Genomic DNA, 15,228 nt, shown 5'->3' with positions numbered 1-15,228 from the left:
GATCAGCAGGCGGTGCCTCCACACGCAGGGTGGGTGATCACCTCGTACTGGTCAACCCCGGCCATTCATGCCGCACATTGCGTACTATCCCAAACGAAGGGAATCGGCCAATACGGCCAAATATCCGTCGGTGCGCTGAGCGCGGGCCGCGTACACGGCCGGGTCGTCTGGGGCGAATGTGTCCAGGCCGTCCACGTAGCGGTTGAACATGCAGAACGCCGCCGCGATGAGCACGGCGTCGTGGATCTCGATGTCGGTGGCGCCCGCCTCCTTGGCGGTGGTGACATGCTGCTCCGACACCTTCTGGCCGGATTCCTGCACCGCGCCGGCGATCGCCAGCAGGGCTTTGAGCTTGTCGGAGATCGGGGCTCTGGCGACGTCCGCGCGGACCTGCTCCACCAGGACCAGGTCCTCCCCCAGCTGTACGGCCGCGATGGCCGCGTGCGTGGAGTAGCAGAATCGGCACGCGTTCAGCGCCGACACGTACGCCCCGATCAACTCCCGCTCGCCTCGGGAGAGCGTGCTCTCCCCGCACAACAGCACTTCCGCCAGCTCGTTCAGGGGTAGTGCGGTCTCTGGCCGGAACCGGAACAGCCCGCGTATTCCAGGTTCATCAGAGTTGAGGGTGATGTGTGGCATGAACGCCTCCTCCGCAGACGAAATCATGTGACTTGACCAGATTCACCCGGCAGAAATTTCCCCGCATCTCCGGAAATGCGGGGTGTTTATGGCCGCGTCTCCGGCACGGCGGGCTTGGCCGCTTTCCGCCGGTGTCTTCAGGCGCGGTCGAGCACGCGCAATGCCTGCCCGAGGTTGCGATGGCCCGCATGCCGCCCGGGGCCGGTCGCGAGCAGGGCCGCGATCAGCAGGGCCAGCGGCGCGATCAGGATGAGCGTCCACGGCGAGGTGGGCGGCTGGTACTGCAGCGGCATGATCCCGGCGGCGGCCCGCCACAGGATGCGGCCCAGGGCCATGCCGAGCGGGATCCCGGCGAGCAGGCCGAGCACGGTGATCGCGCTGGCCTGGGTGACGACGACCAGGCGGCACTGGCCGCGGGTCATGCCGAGGGCGCGCAGCACGGCCAGGTCGTGGCCGCGCCTGCGGACGGCGGTGATCAGGGCGTGGCCGACCGCGCCGACGGCGAGCAAAGCCAGGAACGCGCCGAGCACCAGCGGCAGCACCTGGACGTTCCTGATCTCCCCGAACTGGCGGGGGACGAACGGGGTGAAGACCAGCAGTCCGTCGCCCACGGTGGTCCGCAGCCGGGCCGCGACCGCCTCCGGGTCGGCGCCCTCCCGGAGCGCGAGCAGGCTGCCGTGCTCCTTGAACCCGCGGAAGACCCCGTCGTAGCCGTCGGCGGTGACCCACACGCCGGATTCGTACCCCCGGGTGGAGGTCTCCACGGCGAAGCCGACGCCGGTCACGATCAGCTCGCGGGTGCCCAGGTCGCCGGTGAGCGCAACCCTGTCGCCCACGCCCGCGTCGAGCCGCCGCGCGCTCGTCGGGGCCAGCACGACCTCGTCGCCGTTGACCGGCGGGCGTCCCTCGGTGAGCACCAGCGGGACCGGATCGCCGACCGGGTCGAAGCTGTGCGTCATCACGGTGAGCGTGCCGATCCGCCCGGCGGTCATCCGCAGGTCGGTGACGCCGGTCACGTCAGGATCGGCGGCCAGCGCGGAGAGCACCGGCCTGGGCGGCTGGAAGTCCCGCCCGTCGAAGCCGAAGACCGCCATCAGCTGGTAGTTCTGCCCGAACCTGGCCGGGTTCCTGGCGGCGTCCGCGACCCCGGCCGAGAACGTGAACGCGGCCAGCACCCCGAGCACCCCCGTCGCCGCCCCCAGCAACGCGGGCCGGACCGGCACCCGATATCGCCCTCGCCCGGGTTCCAGCGCGAACCTGGCTCCCACGACCACGGCCACCGGCAGGCCGAGCACGGTCATCGCCGTCACCAGCGCCGACCGCCGCCCGGGCCGCAGCCGCTCGGGACCGGTGAGGCCCGCCCATGCGGAGGCTCCGGCCGCGACCGCCACCAGGACCGGAATGCCCGCGAATCCGGCACCGAGGACCAGCCAGTCCGCGTCCACGCCGGGGTTCGGCTCGCGGGCCGCCGCCGCGCCGAACGGCATCCAGGCGGAGGCGGTCACCGCCAGGCCGACGGCGACGACCGTGCCCGCCAGGGCGGCCAGGCCGGGGGCGAGCACGCTCAGGTGGGCGCCCTGGCGGCGGGTCAGGCCCAGCGCGACCAGGGCGTTCAGTTCGGTGGCGCCGGCTGCGCCGTACCGGATGACGGCCTGGCCGATGAGGACGACGGCGGCCAGGAAGGCGGCGAGGCCGAAGGCGGCCAGGCAGGCGCTTTCGAAGGCGATGACGCTGCGGGCTTCGTCGATGGGGAGTTCGGTGTAGCTGGGGAACGTGGTCACCGCCGCCACGCCGGGCAGGCGGCGGACGGCGTCCCAGTCGAAGCCGGACTGGTTGGGCAGGACCGAGGCGGTGGCAGGAAGCGTTACGGCGAGCAGCCGGTCCACCGCGCTGTCGCCGCGCCGGGCTCCGGCCAGGGCGGTCAGCACGGTCGCCCCGGCGAACGCCACCAGCAGCCCGAGCACGAGCAGGGACCGCAGGCGCCTGCCCAGTTCGAGCCGCAGCCAGACCACCGCAACCGGAATCACGCCGCAAGTCTCCGCTGGCGTGGCCCGGCCTCGACAGGGTGCTAGCCCTCGGTCAAACCCGCGAACAGGTCGTCTTCCTGGTCAGGAGCCTCGATCTGGCAACGGACCCGGACGAAGGCCTCGTGCCCGAGGGCCAGCTGCTGGGCCTCATCCGGCAGCTGGAGCAGCCAGATGTTGTCGCTCTGGCTCGCGTGCGCGCGCAGCGCTTTGATCTTCCGGTCCACGTACGGCGTGACGTCCACGGTGGCGGTGATCAGCTCGTCCGGGGTGCCGAAGTCGGGTGGCGGCTCGAACCCCAGGTCGATGCCGATCGAGCGCATGTGCTCGAACATCGCCCTGGCCCGGCTCCGGGGGATCCCGGTGTAGTAGAGCTTGTCCGGGATGCCGGTGGCCTCGGTGGCCGCGACCGCGATGCGGTGCGCCTGGATGTGGTCGGGGTGGCCGTAACCGCCGCGTTCGTCGTAGGTGACGACGACCTGCGGCCGGTAGTGCTTCATGAGCGCGGCGAGCTTGGCGGTGGACTCCTCGATCGGGATGTTCCAGAACGCCCGCGCGTCCTTGTTGGTGTCCCAGCCGTCCATGCCGGAGTCGCGGTAGCCGAGCAGTTCGACGTCACCGATCCCTAAATGGGCGACCGACGCCCGCAGCTCGGCCAGCCGCTCCTCGGCCACGGCCTCGGCGTCATGGCCGTCCTCACCCGGCTTCACTCCCCCGGGTCCGTCCCCCGCCTCGCCGTTGGTGCAGGTCACCAGGACGGTACGGAACCCCGCGTCCGCGTAACGCGCCAGGATCCCCCCGGTGGTGAGCACCTCGTCGTCGGGATGAGCGTGCACGGCCATCAACGTCAGATCCATCAGCCCACCCTAAGTCACGCCGCGCCGAAGCAGCTGCGGCAGACTCGGCGGGCGCAGGAACCCCTCCGCCACGGCTGAGGCGATGCCGACCTTGACCAGGTCTCTGGTGTCCCCGTACGCGAGGAATCGGGGCACCCATTCGGGGCGATATTTCACGTTTGCCCGATATAGCGATTCCAGCTGCCACCAGCGGGACAGAAACAGCAGCAGGCGGCGCCAGGCCCGGATCACCGGGCCCGCGCCAAGTCTGGCGCCCTCCTCGAACGCCGACCGGAACACGGCGAAGTTCAGCGAGATCCGGTCCACGCCGAGCCCCCGAGCCGCCTCGACCAGACCGGCGACCATGAACTCCATCAGGCCGTTCTCAGCGTTCCGGTCCCTGCGCATCAGATCGAGCGAAAGACCGGTGGCTCCCCACGGCACGAACGACAGCAGGGCCGCCTCGTCCCCGTCCGCTTTCCGCGCCTCCACCAGCACGCACCGCCCGTCCCTCGGGTCGCCGAGACGGCCGAGGGCCATCGAGAAGCCGCGTTCCGTCTCGGTGTCGCGCCAGGCCTCGGCGCGGCCGATGATGGTGCGCATCTCCTCGGGGTTCAGTTCGTGGTGGCGGCGCACCCGCAGCGTGTAACCGGCGCGTTCGACCCTGTTGACGGCCTGGCGCACGCCGCGCATCTCCCGGCCGGTGAGCGTGAACGCGGCCACGTCGATGACCGCCTCGTCGCCGAGTTCGAGGACCTTCAGGCCGCCCCGCTGGTAGGCGCGGGCGCCCTCCTCGCTGGCGCCGATCGCGGCGGGCGTCCAGCCGTACGCGGCGGCCTGGTCGGTCCAGGCGCGGATCGCGTGCTCCCACGCCTCGGGGTCGCCGACCGGGTCGCCCCCGGCCAGGCTGACGCCGTTGACGACGCGGTAGGAGACGGCCGCCTTCCCGCTGGGCGAGAAGATCGCGCTACGGTCCCGCCTGGTCGCGAAATAGGCCAGCGAATCACGCTCGCCCAGGAGCTGCCGGATCCGCTCCTCGTCCTCGGGGGCCAGCACGGCCTTGGCCCGCTGGGACCGGAACAGCACCGCGAAGGCGGTGATCAGCGCGATCGCGCTCATCAGCCCGATCAGGAACGACACCCAGCTCGGCGGATGGCCTGGGTGGGGCACGTCGAACACGCCGCCGAGAGTGTGGCTGAGCGTCCACACCGCCCGCCGGTGCGCGGGCAGGGTGCCGGAGAACGCGGTGACCAGCAGGAATCCGACCACGAACGAGACGGCCAGCAGGCCGACCAGGGTCAGGACCGCCTTGCGCGCCGACGCGGGCTGGACCCGGGCGTAGAACTCCTGGCGCGACCAGAGCATCAACACCAGCAGCAGGGTGACCACGACCAAGCTGAAGGCCGTCTCGGCCAGGGTTGTTTTGCTGCCTTCGACCGTACCGCCCGGCACGTAGAGCAGCACCAGCACGCCCGCGATGCTGAGTGCCAGGGAGATGCCGAGCAGGACCATGACCAGCCGCCAGGCGATCCGTTTGCGCCGGGCCAGCGCGCCGGCCAGCAGCGCGGTGAACGCGGCATAGGCGAGGTTGGGCGCGATGGGGAAGAGCCAGCTGTCCACGAACTCGGTCAAACCGCTCAGGCCTCGCCGCAGCGGCGGGATCAGCGCGATCACCGCCGAATACACCGCGAGCACCGTCAGACATATCGACAGCATCCGCGGCACGCGCGAACGACCAGCCATCCGTTCCCCCCCATACCAACGCTAATCATCCGGCCCCGGGGACGATGCGCGCGGCACGCGGGTTTCATAGGGTTAGCCGAAACGAGGGGAGTTGGTCGAGATGTTCGCCCTGACGGCAATCGCGGCATTCGCGACGGTGGTGCTCACCGGCTGGATCGCCGGGCTCTTCTACGCCTACTCGGTCTCGGTGATGCTCGCCATGGACGCCGCCGGTCCGGAACACGCCGTCCCGGTGATGCGCCAGATCAACATCAAGATCCAGAACCCGGTCTTCTTCCTGTCATTCCTGGGTACGCCCCTGGTCGGCATCATCACCGGCGTCCTCGTGCTGATCGACGGCCACCCCCTCCCCGGAGTGCTCTTCCTGGCCGCAGCCGCCGCCTACCTCGCGGGCACGTTCATCCCCACCATCGCCGTCAACATCCCCCTGAACAACGCCCTCGATCGCGCGACCGGCCCCGCCACCGACGTCTGGGCGGCCTTCGCCCCCCGCTGGAACCGCTGGAACACGCTCCGGACCGTGTTCAGCGCCATCAGCCTGCTCGTGGCCGCCCTGGCCCTGGCCTTCTGGGCCTGCACCTGGTGAGACCTATCCTGGATGGGTGCGCGAGACCTTCACCCTGGCATCCGACTACATCGCCCTCTGCGACCTGCTCAAATACTGCGCCATCACCGAAAGCGGCGGCGAGGCCAAACACTTCATCGCCGAGGGCAACGTCCTCGTAGACGGCGAACTCGAACTCCGCAAACGCTGCAAGATCCGCGACGGCCAAATCGTCAGCGGCGACGGCTTCGAGATCCTCGTGGTGGCCGGGTAGCTCGCACGTCCGTTTGACGCCCCCCTCCAGCCGGTCACCACGGCCGAGAAACCACCAGAATATCGAGGAGGTGGCGAAGCGGGCCGTTGTCACCGCGCAGTGAAGCCATCGATGTGGCCTCGTTGACATCCGGGTCGAGACCAGACCAGTCGATGGGCCAACCCGCTTCGCGGCTGAGCTGACCGAAGAAGGCGCGCTGCGTCCGACCGTTGCCCTCACGGAACGGGTGGATCGCATTGACCTCGGCGAAGTAATGAGTCAACCGGTCAACGCAGCTATGACCTGGGTGCCCAGGTCCGCCAGCGCCGTCAGCGTCAGGCCCGCCTCCACCGTACGCAGGCGCCGCAGGTCGGAGATGCCGAGGTTGTTGCGCAGCACACCGCTTGCTGGGTCGAGGTATGGATCGATGCTCACGGTGCGTCGTACAGCCGCCGAACCAGTTCACGCATCTGCACGGTGCTGATTTCGCCGCGCGCCCACCGTTCGGCGATGGCCTCGACATCGGCGCCTACCGTGAGCCCTTCAGCCCGCACCGATGCCGATGCTTGCGTCAGCGACCGAGCCCTCTCAGCAGTCAGTTCGTCGAAAACCTCGACCGGAACCATGACTGCCTCGGTCTTGCGATGCGAGCCTACGCCCACCGGCCTACGGTCACCGTTGCGGAACCGTTCCAGTACGCTGGGTAGCTGCTCGCGGGCCTCCCGTACGGACAGCGTCTCGATCAACATTCCTAAAGTGTACCTGATTGTGTACACATTTGCTCCGCGCCAGCTGCGGGAAAGGCCGATCCAGGACCGTAGCTCTTCTGACGTAGCCGACGTTGGGTATCAGCGGCGGGGGTCCACGTGGATTTTAGGGGCGTTGCCCCATTCGGGTGGTCGGGATCCGGCGAGGACGTCGGCGAGGGTGTCCAGGCTGATGGTGGTGGCGACGAGGGGGCGAGGGTCGACGGCGCGGGAGGCGTACAGGTTGATGGTTTCGGTGAGGCCGCCGGAGGCGCTGAGCACACCGGCGATGGTGATCTCCCGGAGGACGGCGGTGCGGGTGTCGAGCAGGCTGGGGTCGCTGGAGATGCCGATGCAGACCACCCGGCGGCCGGGTTCGACCAGGTCGAGGGCGAGGGCGGGGAGGGTTTCCGCGGTGGAGGCGTCGACGATGGCGTCCCAGCGGAGGGTGGGGAGGGTGTCGGCGGTCCAGACGTGCGGGAAGCCGAGGGAGCGGGCGAAGTCGCGGGAGGGGAGGTCGCGGCCGAGGAGGTGGACTTCGGCTCCCTTGGCTGCGGCGATTTGGGCGGTGAGCAGGCCGATCGTGCCGGGTCCTAGGACCAGGAGGCGCTCGCCGGGCGCGATCTCGGCGGCGCGGACCGCGCGCAGGGCGTTGCCGCCTGGCTCGACCAGGGCTCCGAGGGTGGCGTCGACGCTGTCGGGCAGGGCGTGCAGGGCGGTGACGGGGACCGGGAGTTGTTCCGCGAGGGCACCCGGCCAGCCGCCGCGGATGCCGATCTCGTAGCGGTCGGCGCACAGGTGCTGGCGCCCCGCCGCGCAGCGCGCGCAGCGGCGGCAGCCGAGCATGGTGTCGGCGGTGACCCGGCGGCCGAGCCAGCCGGGATCGACGCCCTCGCCGACGGCCGAGACGGCGCCCATCCACTCGTGGCCGATCCTGATCGGGTACGGGGCGTCCCCGGAGTGCACGTAGGCCATCTCGCCGGAGAAGAACTCGGCGTCGGTCCCGCAGACTCCGGCCCGCTCGACGTCCACGATCACCTCGTCCCGACCGGGGACGGGGGGCTCGACGTCCTGGACCTCGGCGGTGCGCGGGCCGGTGATGACGAAGGCGCGCATCTACAAACTGGGGGTGATCTGGTGCACACGTGTACCGTATACGTTCAGATAGTTGAGTGCTAAATGGCCGAATTGCGAAGCTCTGGGTGGAACGCCGGTCAGGACTGGGACGCCTATCGGGAGTGGATGCGGCGCGGTGCCCCAGACGACGCCTTCGAGGCCGCCCTCAGATCGGCGACCCCGTCGCTTGCGATTCCGGCAGACCGAGTCCCGGCCTGCCGTGAACCACTATCCCTCGCGCCGGGCCCGGGCTCGGCGTTTGCCTTCGTGCATGGCCTGTACGCGGGCGACCGGGATCGTGTGGCCCTCCTCGATCAGATCGGCTGGAAGCCGCTGGGGTTCCGGCATGCGTTCCGCCCATGGATCTCTGTCGCCGAGTAGGTCCGGCGCGGTGTGGATGGTGAAATCTCCTGGTACGACCTGATCCAGGTCCTCCCAGGCCACCGGGAATGACACTGGAGTGCCGGGTCGGATGCGTGGGCTGTACGCGGCTGCCACGGTTGCGCCGCCTGCTCGGGTGGAGTCCAGGAAGACCTTGCCTGCGCGGTCCTCGCGGATGAATGCCGTCGTCGCCAGCGTGGGGTCCACGCGTTCGGCGCGGGCGGCCAGGGCTCGGGTGGCGGCGGCCAGGTCCTCGATCGGGATTCCGTCGGCGACTGGGATGAAGATGTGGACGCCTTTTGCGCCGCTGGTCTTCACGGCGCCGGTGAGGCCGGTGTCGTCCAGGGCTTGCCGTACCAGGCGGGCGGCCTGGATGACCAGGGGGAACGACTCGCCTTCCGGGGGGTCGAGGTCGAGGATCAGGTGGGTGAAGTGGGAGTCGCGGAAGAGGGCGGGATGGTATTCGACCGCGCGTTGGTTGCCGAACCAGAGCAGGGTCTTGCGGTCGTCGCATAGGGCGTAGGAGATCTCCCGGTGGGAGGCTTCTGCCCAGACGGGGACGGTTTTCACCCAGGTGGGGGTGTATTTGGGGACGTTCTTCTGCATGAAGGGGGGCTGGCCGGGGCGTACCCGGATCACGGATAGGGGGCGGCCGCGTAGGGCGGGGATGATGCGGTCGTGGACCGCGTCCAGGTAGTTGACCAGATCCCGTTTGGTCGCGTTCGAACCGTCGAACAGCGGCTGGTCGAGATTGGTCAGCGAGACTCCGTCCCGCGTCTCATCGCTGGTCACTTTGTCCACTATGCCATCGAGTCATCGGCTCGCGCGTAGCCTGCGGAACAGGGCGAAGCCTGACATCAGCATGACCAGGACCCCGCCGGCGGCGAGCGCGCCGTTGCGCGGGGTCACGGCCACGGCGGTGCCGAGTATGCCGGTCAGTTTCACCACCGGAGCCTCGCCTGCTTTGGGGAAGGTGATCGTGGTGTCGGCGCTGCGCTGGGTTCTGCCGCTGGCCAGGTAGAGCGTGGCCTGCCAGGGGCCGTCGCCGAGGCCGCTGGCCAGGGGGATCACGACGCGTCCGCGTCCGCCGGGGGGCAGGGAGATGCCTTGGTTGACCGGGAACGGGCCCGCGCTCGCGCCGCCGGGGCCGTCGGTCAGGCGGAGCGTGCCGGACATGTCCACTGCGCGCTGGCCGCTGTTGTGGACGACCGCGCGGAACTCGGGACGCCCGGTGGGGCTGCGAAGCGCGATCAACTGCTCGATCCGGAAGTCCGTTGGTGGTTCGCCACCGGCTCCTACGTCCAGATATATCCGGACTCCTACGCGGTGGGTTTCCTCGATGTCTCCGAGTGGTTCGGCTTCGGCCCACAGCACGCCGTAACGTTCGCCGCGCCAGGCTGTCCGGGGGACCTTGATCGTGGCTTTGACGGTGGTGCTGCTGCGGGGCGGAAGCGTTAGGGATGTGCGGTCGAACCGTACCCATTCGGTGAGTTCGTTGCCGAGGCGGTCCGGTGCGGAGATGAACCGGTGTCTGCCCACGCTGGCCGCGCCCGGGTAGAGATGCACGCGTTGTGGGCGCGGTGATGTGCTGGTCACCTGGAGCAGGCGGCTGATCGTGGCACCGGGCGACAGGTGATCGACGATGTGAATCCGGGCACGCGGATCACCCCGGCGCACGGCCGGCGCGTCCATCAGCCGGATCCCGATCGGCCCAGAACCCTCATCCGCCCCGGCCGGCGTGAGGCCCAGGAATCCGATCATCACCAGTCCCGCCATGGCGGAGACCGCCAGATATCTGATGATTCGCAACTTCCCCGCCCCCGAAACCAGAGATGTGGACATGTCTGGACGAGCGTAAGAAGCCGACCCCCTACCACCCCGGCAAGCGCTCCGGCACTTGATCAGAAAATGACTTACTCAGGGAGAACTCGGTCAGAACTGCCGCCAGCGCCTACGTGGTTTCTCCCACCCACCCTCCCTTCGTTTCTCCTCGGGCTCCGCCCGACCCCGCCGTCGCCGTGGTTGCCCTGCGCTTCTCCTACCCATGGAGACAAGCTATTTGGGGACGGTCGTTCGATCCCTGTTTGACCTGTAATTACCGGATTTGAGAGAGCGCAAGGGCGGACGGCTGGAGACGGGGACTCGGGATAGGGCTGCCTCGTGCGGCGTTTGCTCCGGGTGCCCTAGCGCGAGGTCACGTCCAGTGACGCGGCGGAGATGTAGGCCAGATGCGGGTCGTCGAAGAAGCCTCTGGTGTCTTTTGAAGGCGCCGAAGCGCGCCATGGGGGGTTGACGATCCGAAGATTCCGGCAAAAGATCCAGGCGTTCGAGCAATCCAAAGCAACTCGCTCACGGGAGAAGCACATGAAGCTCGAGTTCGTCGGAAGTACTTCATCCAGCGGTGGTTGCCCCTCGATCTACGAGACCGACCGCGGGACAGTGGTCATCCAAGGTATACAGATCACCGACAGGGCCACTCTGGCCCAAGCGCGCGACATCCTCGACGGGGAAGCGTTCGTCGAGGTTCCCAAGGAGCTGTTCCGGTTTCTAAGGTGATCCACGTGAACCTGCTGTCCGGCGAGAACTTCGACGCTCTCTTCCACTCCTTCAACGTCTCCGCGTTCCGACTGGAGTCACGTGAGCGGTATCACCTCGCGAAGAACGAGGAGGAGCCGCTTCGCTGCTTCCTCGCAGGGGAGCCTGTCGACATGGGCTGGCTCCAGTTCTGGATCGCTCTGGTAGGCGAGCATGTCCAGGCAGGTCGCACTATGCGGCGGGTCCGGGTGGTATCGCGTCCGTTTTCGGACTACACGCGGTTCGGCCTGATGGCAGCAGAACACAACATTGCTGCGGGCGACCACATACGGTACATGGAGAGGGTCGAAGCCGAGAAAATTGGTCTCCCGGTTTCGGACTGGTGGCTGTTCGATGATGAGCGCGTGGCGCTGGTCCATTACACACCAGACGACATTCTTCTAGGGGCAGAGATTATCGCCGATCCGGCAGAAGTCGACAAGTATCGATCTTGGCGGGATTCTGCATGGGCCAACTCCACAGCACGTGAGGAGTTTGTCGAAGCTCGTGCGTGATATTGCTCGCGCCCGCCAAGCAATTGCAGCAAGGCTCAAAGGTTTGAGGCTTGATGCCAAATTGACCGGGCGGCAACTAGCCGCCCGGTATGGCTGGCAGCCTTCCAAGGTTTCGAAGATAGAGAGTGGCAAGCAGACACCATCCGAGGACGACATTCGTGCCTGGTGCGATGCAGTAGGGCGGCCGAACGAGGAAAGCGACCTGATCGCCTCCCTCAGGGCGGTGGACACCCTCTACGGTGAGTGGCGTAGGCAACTGCGGCTCGGTACAAAGGTTAAGCAACAGAGTTGGCTGGCAGCGGAGACGAACACCACGAATTTTCGTGTATTCGAGCCATGCGTTATTCCCGGTCTTCTCCAAACAAGCGAGTATGCACGCGAACGTCTCACTCAATCTGTAGCGTTCTACGGAACGCCAGATGACATCGATGAGGGGGTGAGTGTGCGACTTCGCCGCCAAGACGTCCTCTACAGCAACTCTCGGACGTTCCACTTCATCATTTTGGAGGCTGCTCTTAAGCTAGGCATGGCCACTCCTGATGTGATGTTGGGTCAGTTGGATCGTCTCATGGCCGCAGCGGCAATGCCTCGCGTCCGCCTAGGAATCATTCCCATGCAGGCCAGGCTGCCCTATACCCCGTTGAACGGGTTTTGGATTCTTGATCGCCGAGTTGTACTGGTAGAGACATACAGTGCGGAATTAACGCTGACATTGTCCGAGGAAGTCGGCCAGCATGAGCATATGTTTGATCTCTACACCAGTGTGGCTGAGTATGGACGGGCGGCGCGTATGTTGATCGCCAGCGCTATCGACGGGCTCACAGGGGTTGCCGGTGATCCCTCACCTGGCTGATCTGTGGGACTAGTACTGGGTACTGGACAGTCTAGTACCCTTCAAACATGAGCAGCCAGTCCCGTTCCGTTCGCAAGCATCACGCGATCATGGACGCCGCCCGCAGCCTGTTCCTGCGCAACGGCTACAGCGGCACCAGCATGGACGAGATCGCCGCTCTGGCCGCCGTCTCCAAGCAGACCGTCTACAAGAACTTCATCGACAAGGAACGCCTGTTCATCGAGATCATCACCGCGGACATCGCCCAGGCGCAGACGCAGACGCAGACGAACGTGCAGGCCCTGGCGAGCAGTGACGACATCGCCGCCGACCTGCGCGACTTCGCCCGCAGGCACATCACCATCGTGCTCCAGCCACACCTGGTCCAGATGCGCCGCGTCATCATCGCGGTCGCCGACCGCTTCCCCGACCTGGCCACCACCTGGTACGCCTCAGGCCCCGGCCGCGCCCACACCACGCTGGCCACGCAGTTCGAGGAACTCACCCGCCGCGGCCTCCTGCGCACCCCCGACCCGCTGCTGGCGGCCCAGCACTTCAACTGGCTGGTCCTGTCGATCCCGCTCAATCAGCTGATGTTCAGCCCGGAAGAATTCACCCAGGCCCAGTTCGAGCACTACGCCGACGAGGGCGTGCGAGTCTTCCTCGCCGCATACGGAACGTGAATCTCGGAGGTGCCCGCAAGGCGCCGGGGGTCAGAGAGATTGGCGTTAACGAGGTTCCTGCTGGTCAACAGGCTCGGCGGCGCAACTCGCGCTGCTGATCGCTGTCTTCCTAGTGATCGGGTACGCGGGGTGCTGATGGGGCTGCTGTCCACTCCCATGCTGACCCATTATCCGGCGGGTTCGGGCGTGGTGATCATCGCTAGCCGGCTGGGCCGCCACCACCCTCCGCGTGGTGGCCTTCGGCGTGCTCCAGGGCATCGTGGGTGGGCTGGGTCATCGCGCTCAGCATGACCGTTCAGCATGACCAGCGCAACGGCGACTACCGGTGCCGTCAGAGCCGACGGCACGGTAACGGCACGGTCGTGGCAAAGGCCGACCCGTTCTTTCTTGAGGCTCTCCTTGCCTTATCGGAGGCGGCCCGGGGCACGACCGTCCCATGGCAGACCTTCCCTTTCACGATCGGACCGACTTCGACAACGCGGAGCGCGGCTTCATCGCCAAACTGACCCCCGGTGTGGTCAAGGCGGCCGACGGCAAGGTCATCTGGGACAACGACTCCTACGATTTCCTCAGCGGCGACTGCCCGCAGGCCGCGAATCCGAGCTTGTGGCGGCAGGCGCGGCTCTGCGCCAAGCAAGGGTTGTTCGAGGTGACCGACGGCATCTACCAGGTGCGCGGTCTCGACCTGTCCAACATGACCCTGGTGGAGGGCGAACGCGGCGTCATCGTCATCGACCCGCTCATCTCCACCGAGTGCGCCGCCGCCGCGCTGCGGCTCTACCGCGACCACCGAGGTGAGCGCCCGGTCACCGGTCTGATCTACACCCACTCCCACGCCGACCACTTCGGGGGTGCCCGCGGCGTCACTGACGGCGCCGACATCCCCGTCATCGCCCCCGCCCATTTCCTGGAGCACGCCGTCTCCGAGAACGTCTACGTCGGCACCGCCATGAACCGCCGCGCCCTGTACATGTACGGCCAGCTCCTGCCCCGCTCTCCGGAAGGTCAGCTCGGCTGCGGGCTGGGCATGGGCACCTCGGCCGGCACCGTCTCGCTCATCCCGCCCACCCTCGACATCGCCCACACCGGGCAGGAGGAGACGGTCGACGGTGTCCGCATCGTCTTCCAGCTCACCCCCGGCACCGAGGCGCCGGCGGAGATGAACTTTCTGTTCCCCGACCGCCGCGCCCTGTGCATGGCCGAGAACGCCACCCACAACCTGCACAACGTGCTCACCCTGCGCGGCGCGCTGGTCCGCGACACCCACATCTGGGCCCGCTACCTGACCGAGGCCATCGCGCTGTTCGCCGACCAGGCGGACGTGGCGTTCGCCTCCCACCACTGGCCTACCTGGGGCAGGGACGCCATCGTCACCTTCCTGTCCCAGCAGCGCGACCTGTACGCCTACCTGCACGACCAGACCGTGCGCATGCTGAACCGCGGCATGACCGGCCCCGAAATCGCCGAGGTCATGCAGATGCCGCCCGCTCTCGAGCAGGCTTGGCACACCCATGGCTACTACGGTTCGGTCAGCCACAACATCAAAGCGATCTACCAGCGCTACCTGGGCTGGTTCGACGGAAACCCGGCCCATCTGTGGGAGCACCCGCCCGTCGAGCAGGCGCGCCGCTACGTCGAATGCCTTGGCGGCGCCTCCGCAGTGGTGGGGCTGGCCGAGCGCTACGTCCAGGAGGGCGACCTGCGCTTCGCGGCAACCCTGCTCAACCATGCGGTGTTCGCCAATGAGAACGACTCCGCGGCCCGCGGGCTTCTGGCCCAGGTCTACACGCGGATGGGCCATGGCGCCGAGAACGCCACCTGGCGCAACTTTTTCCTGACCGGCGCCACCGAGCTAACCGGCCGCGCCTCGGCTCGCGTGACCGACACCACCTCACCGGACATGCTCAGCGCGCTGACCGCGGAGCAGATCTTCGACTCCATCGCCATCCGCGTGCACGGACCGAGGGCCTGGAACGAGCGCTTCGCGATCGACTGGCATCTCACCGACCTGGACGAGCACCACCGCACCACGATGTCCAACGGCGCCCTGATCCACGAGAACTCGCCGGCCGGCGACGGCGCGGACCTGACGCTCCGGCTGACCAGGCAGCGCCTGCTCGGCCTGCTGGCCGGAGACGCCGGTGCCGACGGCATCGACCACGACGGCGACATGACCGTCCTGCAACGGCTGACCGCCGTGTTGGAGGAGCCCACGCCGGACTTCGCCATCGTCACCCCCTGACCGCGAACGAGAACCGTAACGTCCACCCGGTCGGCTCTCGCAGCTTCGCGACGGGACCCGCATGCATCGAAGGATCGTCGGCCCCGACGCAAGCGCGTCT

General features: G+C 67.7%; 17 protein-coding genes. 7 read left to right on the top strand and 10 right to left on the bottom strand.

Annotated features, from left to right (window positions below; translation table 11 throughout):
* Window positions 1-84: 84 nt before the first annotated feature.
* The 4 genes from Aple_RS13470 to Aple_RS13455 all read right to left on the bottom strand — a co-directional run bounded on the left by Aple_RS13470 (window position 85) and on the right by Aple_RS13455 (window position 5,242).
* Window positions 85-639 (bottom strand): carboxymuconolactone decarboxylase family protein, encoded by a 555-nt coding sequence (locus Aple_RS13470; protein ID WP_155344884.1) that lies wholly within the window; start codon window positions 637-639, stop codon window positions 85-87.
* Window positions 640-776: 137 nt separating this feature from the next.
* A complete protein-coding gene (locus Aple_RS13465) occupies window positions 777-2,666 on the bottom strand; it encodes an ABC transporter permease (RefSeq protein WP_155344883.1) in 1,890 nt (629 codons plus the stop codon).
* A 41-nt stretch (window positions 2,667-2,707) separates the two neighbouring features.
* Entirely contained in the window at window positions 2,708-3,520 is an 813-nt protein-coding gene (locus Aple_RS13460; protein ID WP_155344882.1) for a PIG-L family deacetylase, read from the bottom strand.
* A gap of 9 nt (window positions 3,521-3,529) precedes the next feature.
* On the bottom strand, window positions 3,530-5,242 hold the full coding sequence (locus tag Aple_RS13455) for a phosphatidylglycerol lysyltransferase domain-containing protein (protein WP_155344881.1): 1,713 nt from the start codon (window positions 5,240-5,242) through the stop codon (window positions 3,530-3,532).
* 100 nt (window positions 5,243-5,342) lie between these two features.
* Here Aple_RS13455 and Aple_RS13450 point away from each other — a divergent pair, with 100 nt between their 5' ends.
* Complete coding sequence (locus tag Aple_RS13450; RefSeq protein ID WP_155344880.1) at window positions 5,343-5,828, top strand: anthrone oxygenase family protein; 486 nt, start codon at window positions 5,343-5,345, stop codon at window positions 5,826-5,828.
* Between the two features lie 16 nt (window positions 5,829-5,844).
* Entirely contained in the window at window positions 5,845-6,060 is a 216-nt protein-coding gene (locus Aple_RS13445) for an RNA-binding S4 domain-containing protein (protein ID WP_155344879.1), read from the top strand.
* A 34-nt stretch (window positions 6,061-6,094) separates the two neighbouring features.
* Here the strand turns inward: Aple_RS13445 and Aple_RS53225 are convergent, their stop codons facing one another.
* The 6 genes from Aple_RS53225 to Aple_RS13420 form a co-directional block, all read right to left on the bottom strand.
* Window positions 6,095-6,322, bottom strand: coding sequence for a Fic family protein (locus Aple_RS53225; RefSeq protein ID WP_218038308.1), 228 nt, complete (start codon window positions 6,320-6,322; stop codon window positions 6,095-6,097).
* Window positions 6,319-6,474, bottom strand: a complete 156-nt coding sequence (locus Aple_RS53220; RefSeq protein ID WP_218038307.1) for a hypothetical protein — start codon at window positions 6,472-6,474, stop codon at window positions 6,319-6,321. Before Aple_RS53220 ends, Aple_RS53225 begins: the two co-directional genes overlap by 4 nt.
* Window positions 6,471-6,788 (bottom strand): antitoxin VbhA family protein, encoded by a 318-nt coding sequence (locus tag Aple_RS13435; protein ID WP_155344877.1) that lies wholly within the window; start codon window positions 6,786-6,788, stop codon window positions 6,471-6,473. Before Aple_RS13435 ends, Aple_RS53220 begins: the two co-directional genes overlap by 4 nt.
* Window positions 6,789-6,887: 99 nt before the next feature.
* A complete protein-coding gene (locus Aple_RS13430) occupies window positions 6,888-7,901 on the bottom strand; it encodes a zinc-dependent alcohol dehydrogenase (RefSeq protein ID WP_155344876.1) in 1,014 nt (337 codons plus the stop codon).
* A 228-nt stretch (window positions 7,902-8,129) separates the two neighbouring features.
* A complete protein-coding gene (locus tag Aple_RS13425; protein WP_155344875.1) occupies window positions 8,130-9,074 on the bottom strand; it encodes a DNA polymerase domain-containing protein in 945 nt (314 codons plus the stop codon).
* Window positions 9,075-9,095: 21 nt separating this feature from the next.
* Window positions 9,096-10,124 (bottom strand): hypothetical protein, encoded by a 1,029-nt coding sequence (locus tag Aple_RS13420; protein WP_155344874.1) that lies wholly within the window; start codon window positions 10,122-10,124, stop codon window positions 9,096-9,098.
* A gap of 522 nt (window positions 10,125-10,646) precedes the next feature.
* Between Aple_RS13420 and Aple_RS13415 the strand changes: the two genes are divergently transcribed.
* The 5 genes from Aple_RS13415 (at window position 10,647) to Aple_RS13395 (ending at window position 15,128) form a co-directional block, all read left to right on the top strand.
* Window positions 10,647-10,838, top strand: coding sequence for a hypothetical protein (locus tag Aple_RS13415; RefSeq protein WP_155344873.1), 192 nt, complete (start codon window positions 10,647-10,649; stop codon window positions 10,836-10,838).
* A 5-nt stretch (window positions 10,839-10,843) separates the two neighbouring features.
* On the top strand, window positions 10,844-11,371 hold the full coding sequence (locus Aple_RS13410; protein WP_155344872.1) for a DUF6879 family protein: 528 nt from the start codon (window positions 10,844-10,846) through the stop codon (window positions 11,369-11,371).
* Window positions 11,352-12,224 (top strand): helix-turn-helix domain-containing protein, encoded by an 873-nt coding sequence (locus Aple_RS13405; RefSeq protein ID WP_170321450.1) that lies wholly within the window; start codon window positions 11,352-11,354, stop codon window positions 12,222-12,224. Before Aple_RS13410 ends, Aple_RS13405 begins: the two co-directional genes overlap by 20 nt.
* A 47-nt stretch (window positions 12,225-12,271) precedes the next feature.
* The gene (locus Aple_RS13400) at window positions 12,272-12,886 is read left to right on the top strand and encodes a TetR/AcrR family transcriptional regulator (RefSeq protein WP_155344870.1); all 615 of its coding nucleotides are present in this window, start codon (window positions 12,272-12,274) and stop codon (window positions 12,884-12,886) included.
* A gap of 436 nt (window positions 12,887-13,322) precedes the next feature.
* Entirely contained in the window at window positions 13,323-15,128 is a 1,806-nt protein-coding gene (locus Aple_RS13395; protein WP_155344869.1) for an alkyl/aryl-sulfatase, read from the top strand.
* The last annotated feature ends 100 nt before the right edge of the window (window positions 15,129-15,228 follow it).

It is taken from the genome of Acrocarpospora pleiomorpha, assembly GCF_009687885.1.
Lineage (GTDB): Bacteria > Actinomycetota > Actinomycetes > Streptosporangiales > Streptosporangiaceae > Acrocarpospora > Acrocarpospora pleiomorpha.
This window is presented reverse-complemented; position numbering and strand designations above follow the sequence as displayed.

Bases quoted from the DNA above. Each gene is read 5' to 3' on its own strand.
- Aple_RS13460 (WP_155344882.1), bottom strand. From the start codon at position 3,520: ATGGATCTGACGTTGATGGCCGTGCACGCTCATCCCGACGACGAGGTG.
- Aple_RS13435 (WP_155344877.1), bottom strand. From the start codon at position 6,788: ATGTTGATCGAGACGCTGTCCGTACGGGAGGCCCGCGAGCAGCTACCC.
- Aple_RS13470 (WP_155344884.1), bottom strand. From the start codon at position 639: ATGCCACACATCACCCTCAACTCTGATGAACCTGGAATACGCGGGCTG.
- Aple_RS13420 (WP_155344874.1), bottom strand. From the start codon at position 10,124: ATGTCCACATCTCTGGTTTCGGGGGCGGGGAAGTTGCGAATCATCAGA.
- Aple_RS13455 (WP_155344881.1), bottom strand. From the start codon at position 5,242: ATGGCTGGTCGTTCGCGCGTGCCGCGGATGCTGTCGATATGTCTGACG.
- Aple_RS13450 (WP_155344880.1), top strand. From the start codon at position 5,343: ATGTTCGCCCTGACGGCAATCGCGGCATTCGCGACGGTGGTGCTCACC.
- Aple_RS13415 (WP_155344873.1), top strand. From the start codon at position 10,647: ATGAAGCTCGAGTTCGTCGGAAGTACTTCATCCAGCGGTGGTTGCCCC.
- Aple_RS13400 (WP_155344870.1), top strand. From the start codon at position 12,272: ATGAGCAGCCAGTCCCGTTCCGTTCGCAAGCATCACGCGATCATGGAC.
- Aple_RS13395 (WP_155344869.1), top strand. From the start codon at position 13,323: ATGGCAGACCTTCCCTTTCACGATCGGACCGACTTCGACAACGCGGAG.
- Aple_RS13430 (WP_155344876.1), bottom strand. From the start codon at position 7,901: ATGCGCGCCTTCGTCATCACCGGCCCGCGCACCGCCGAGGTCCAGGAC.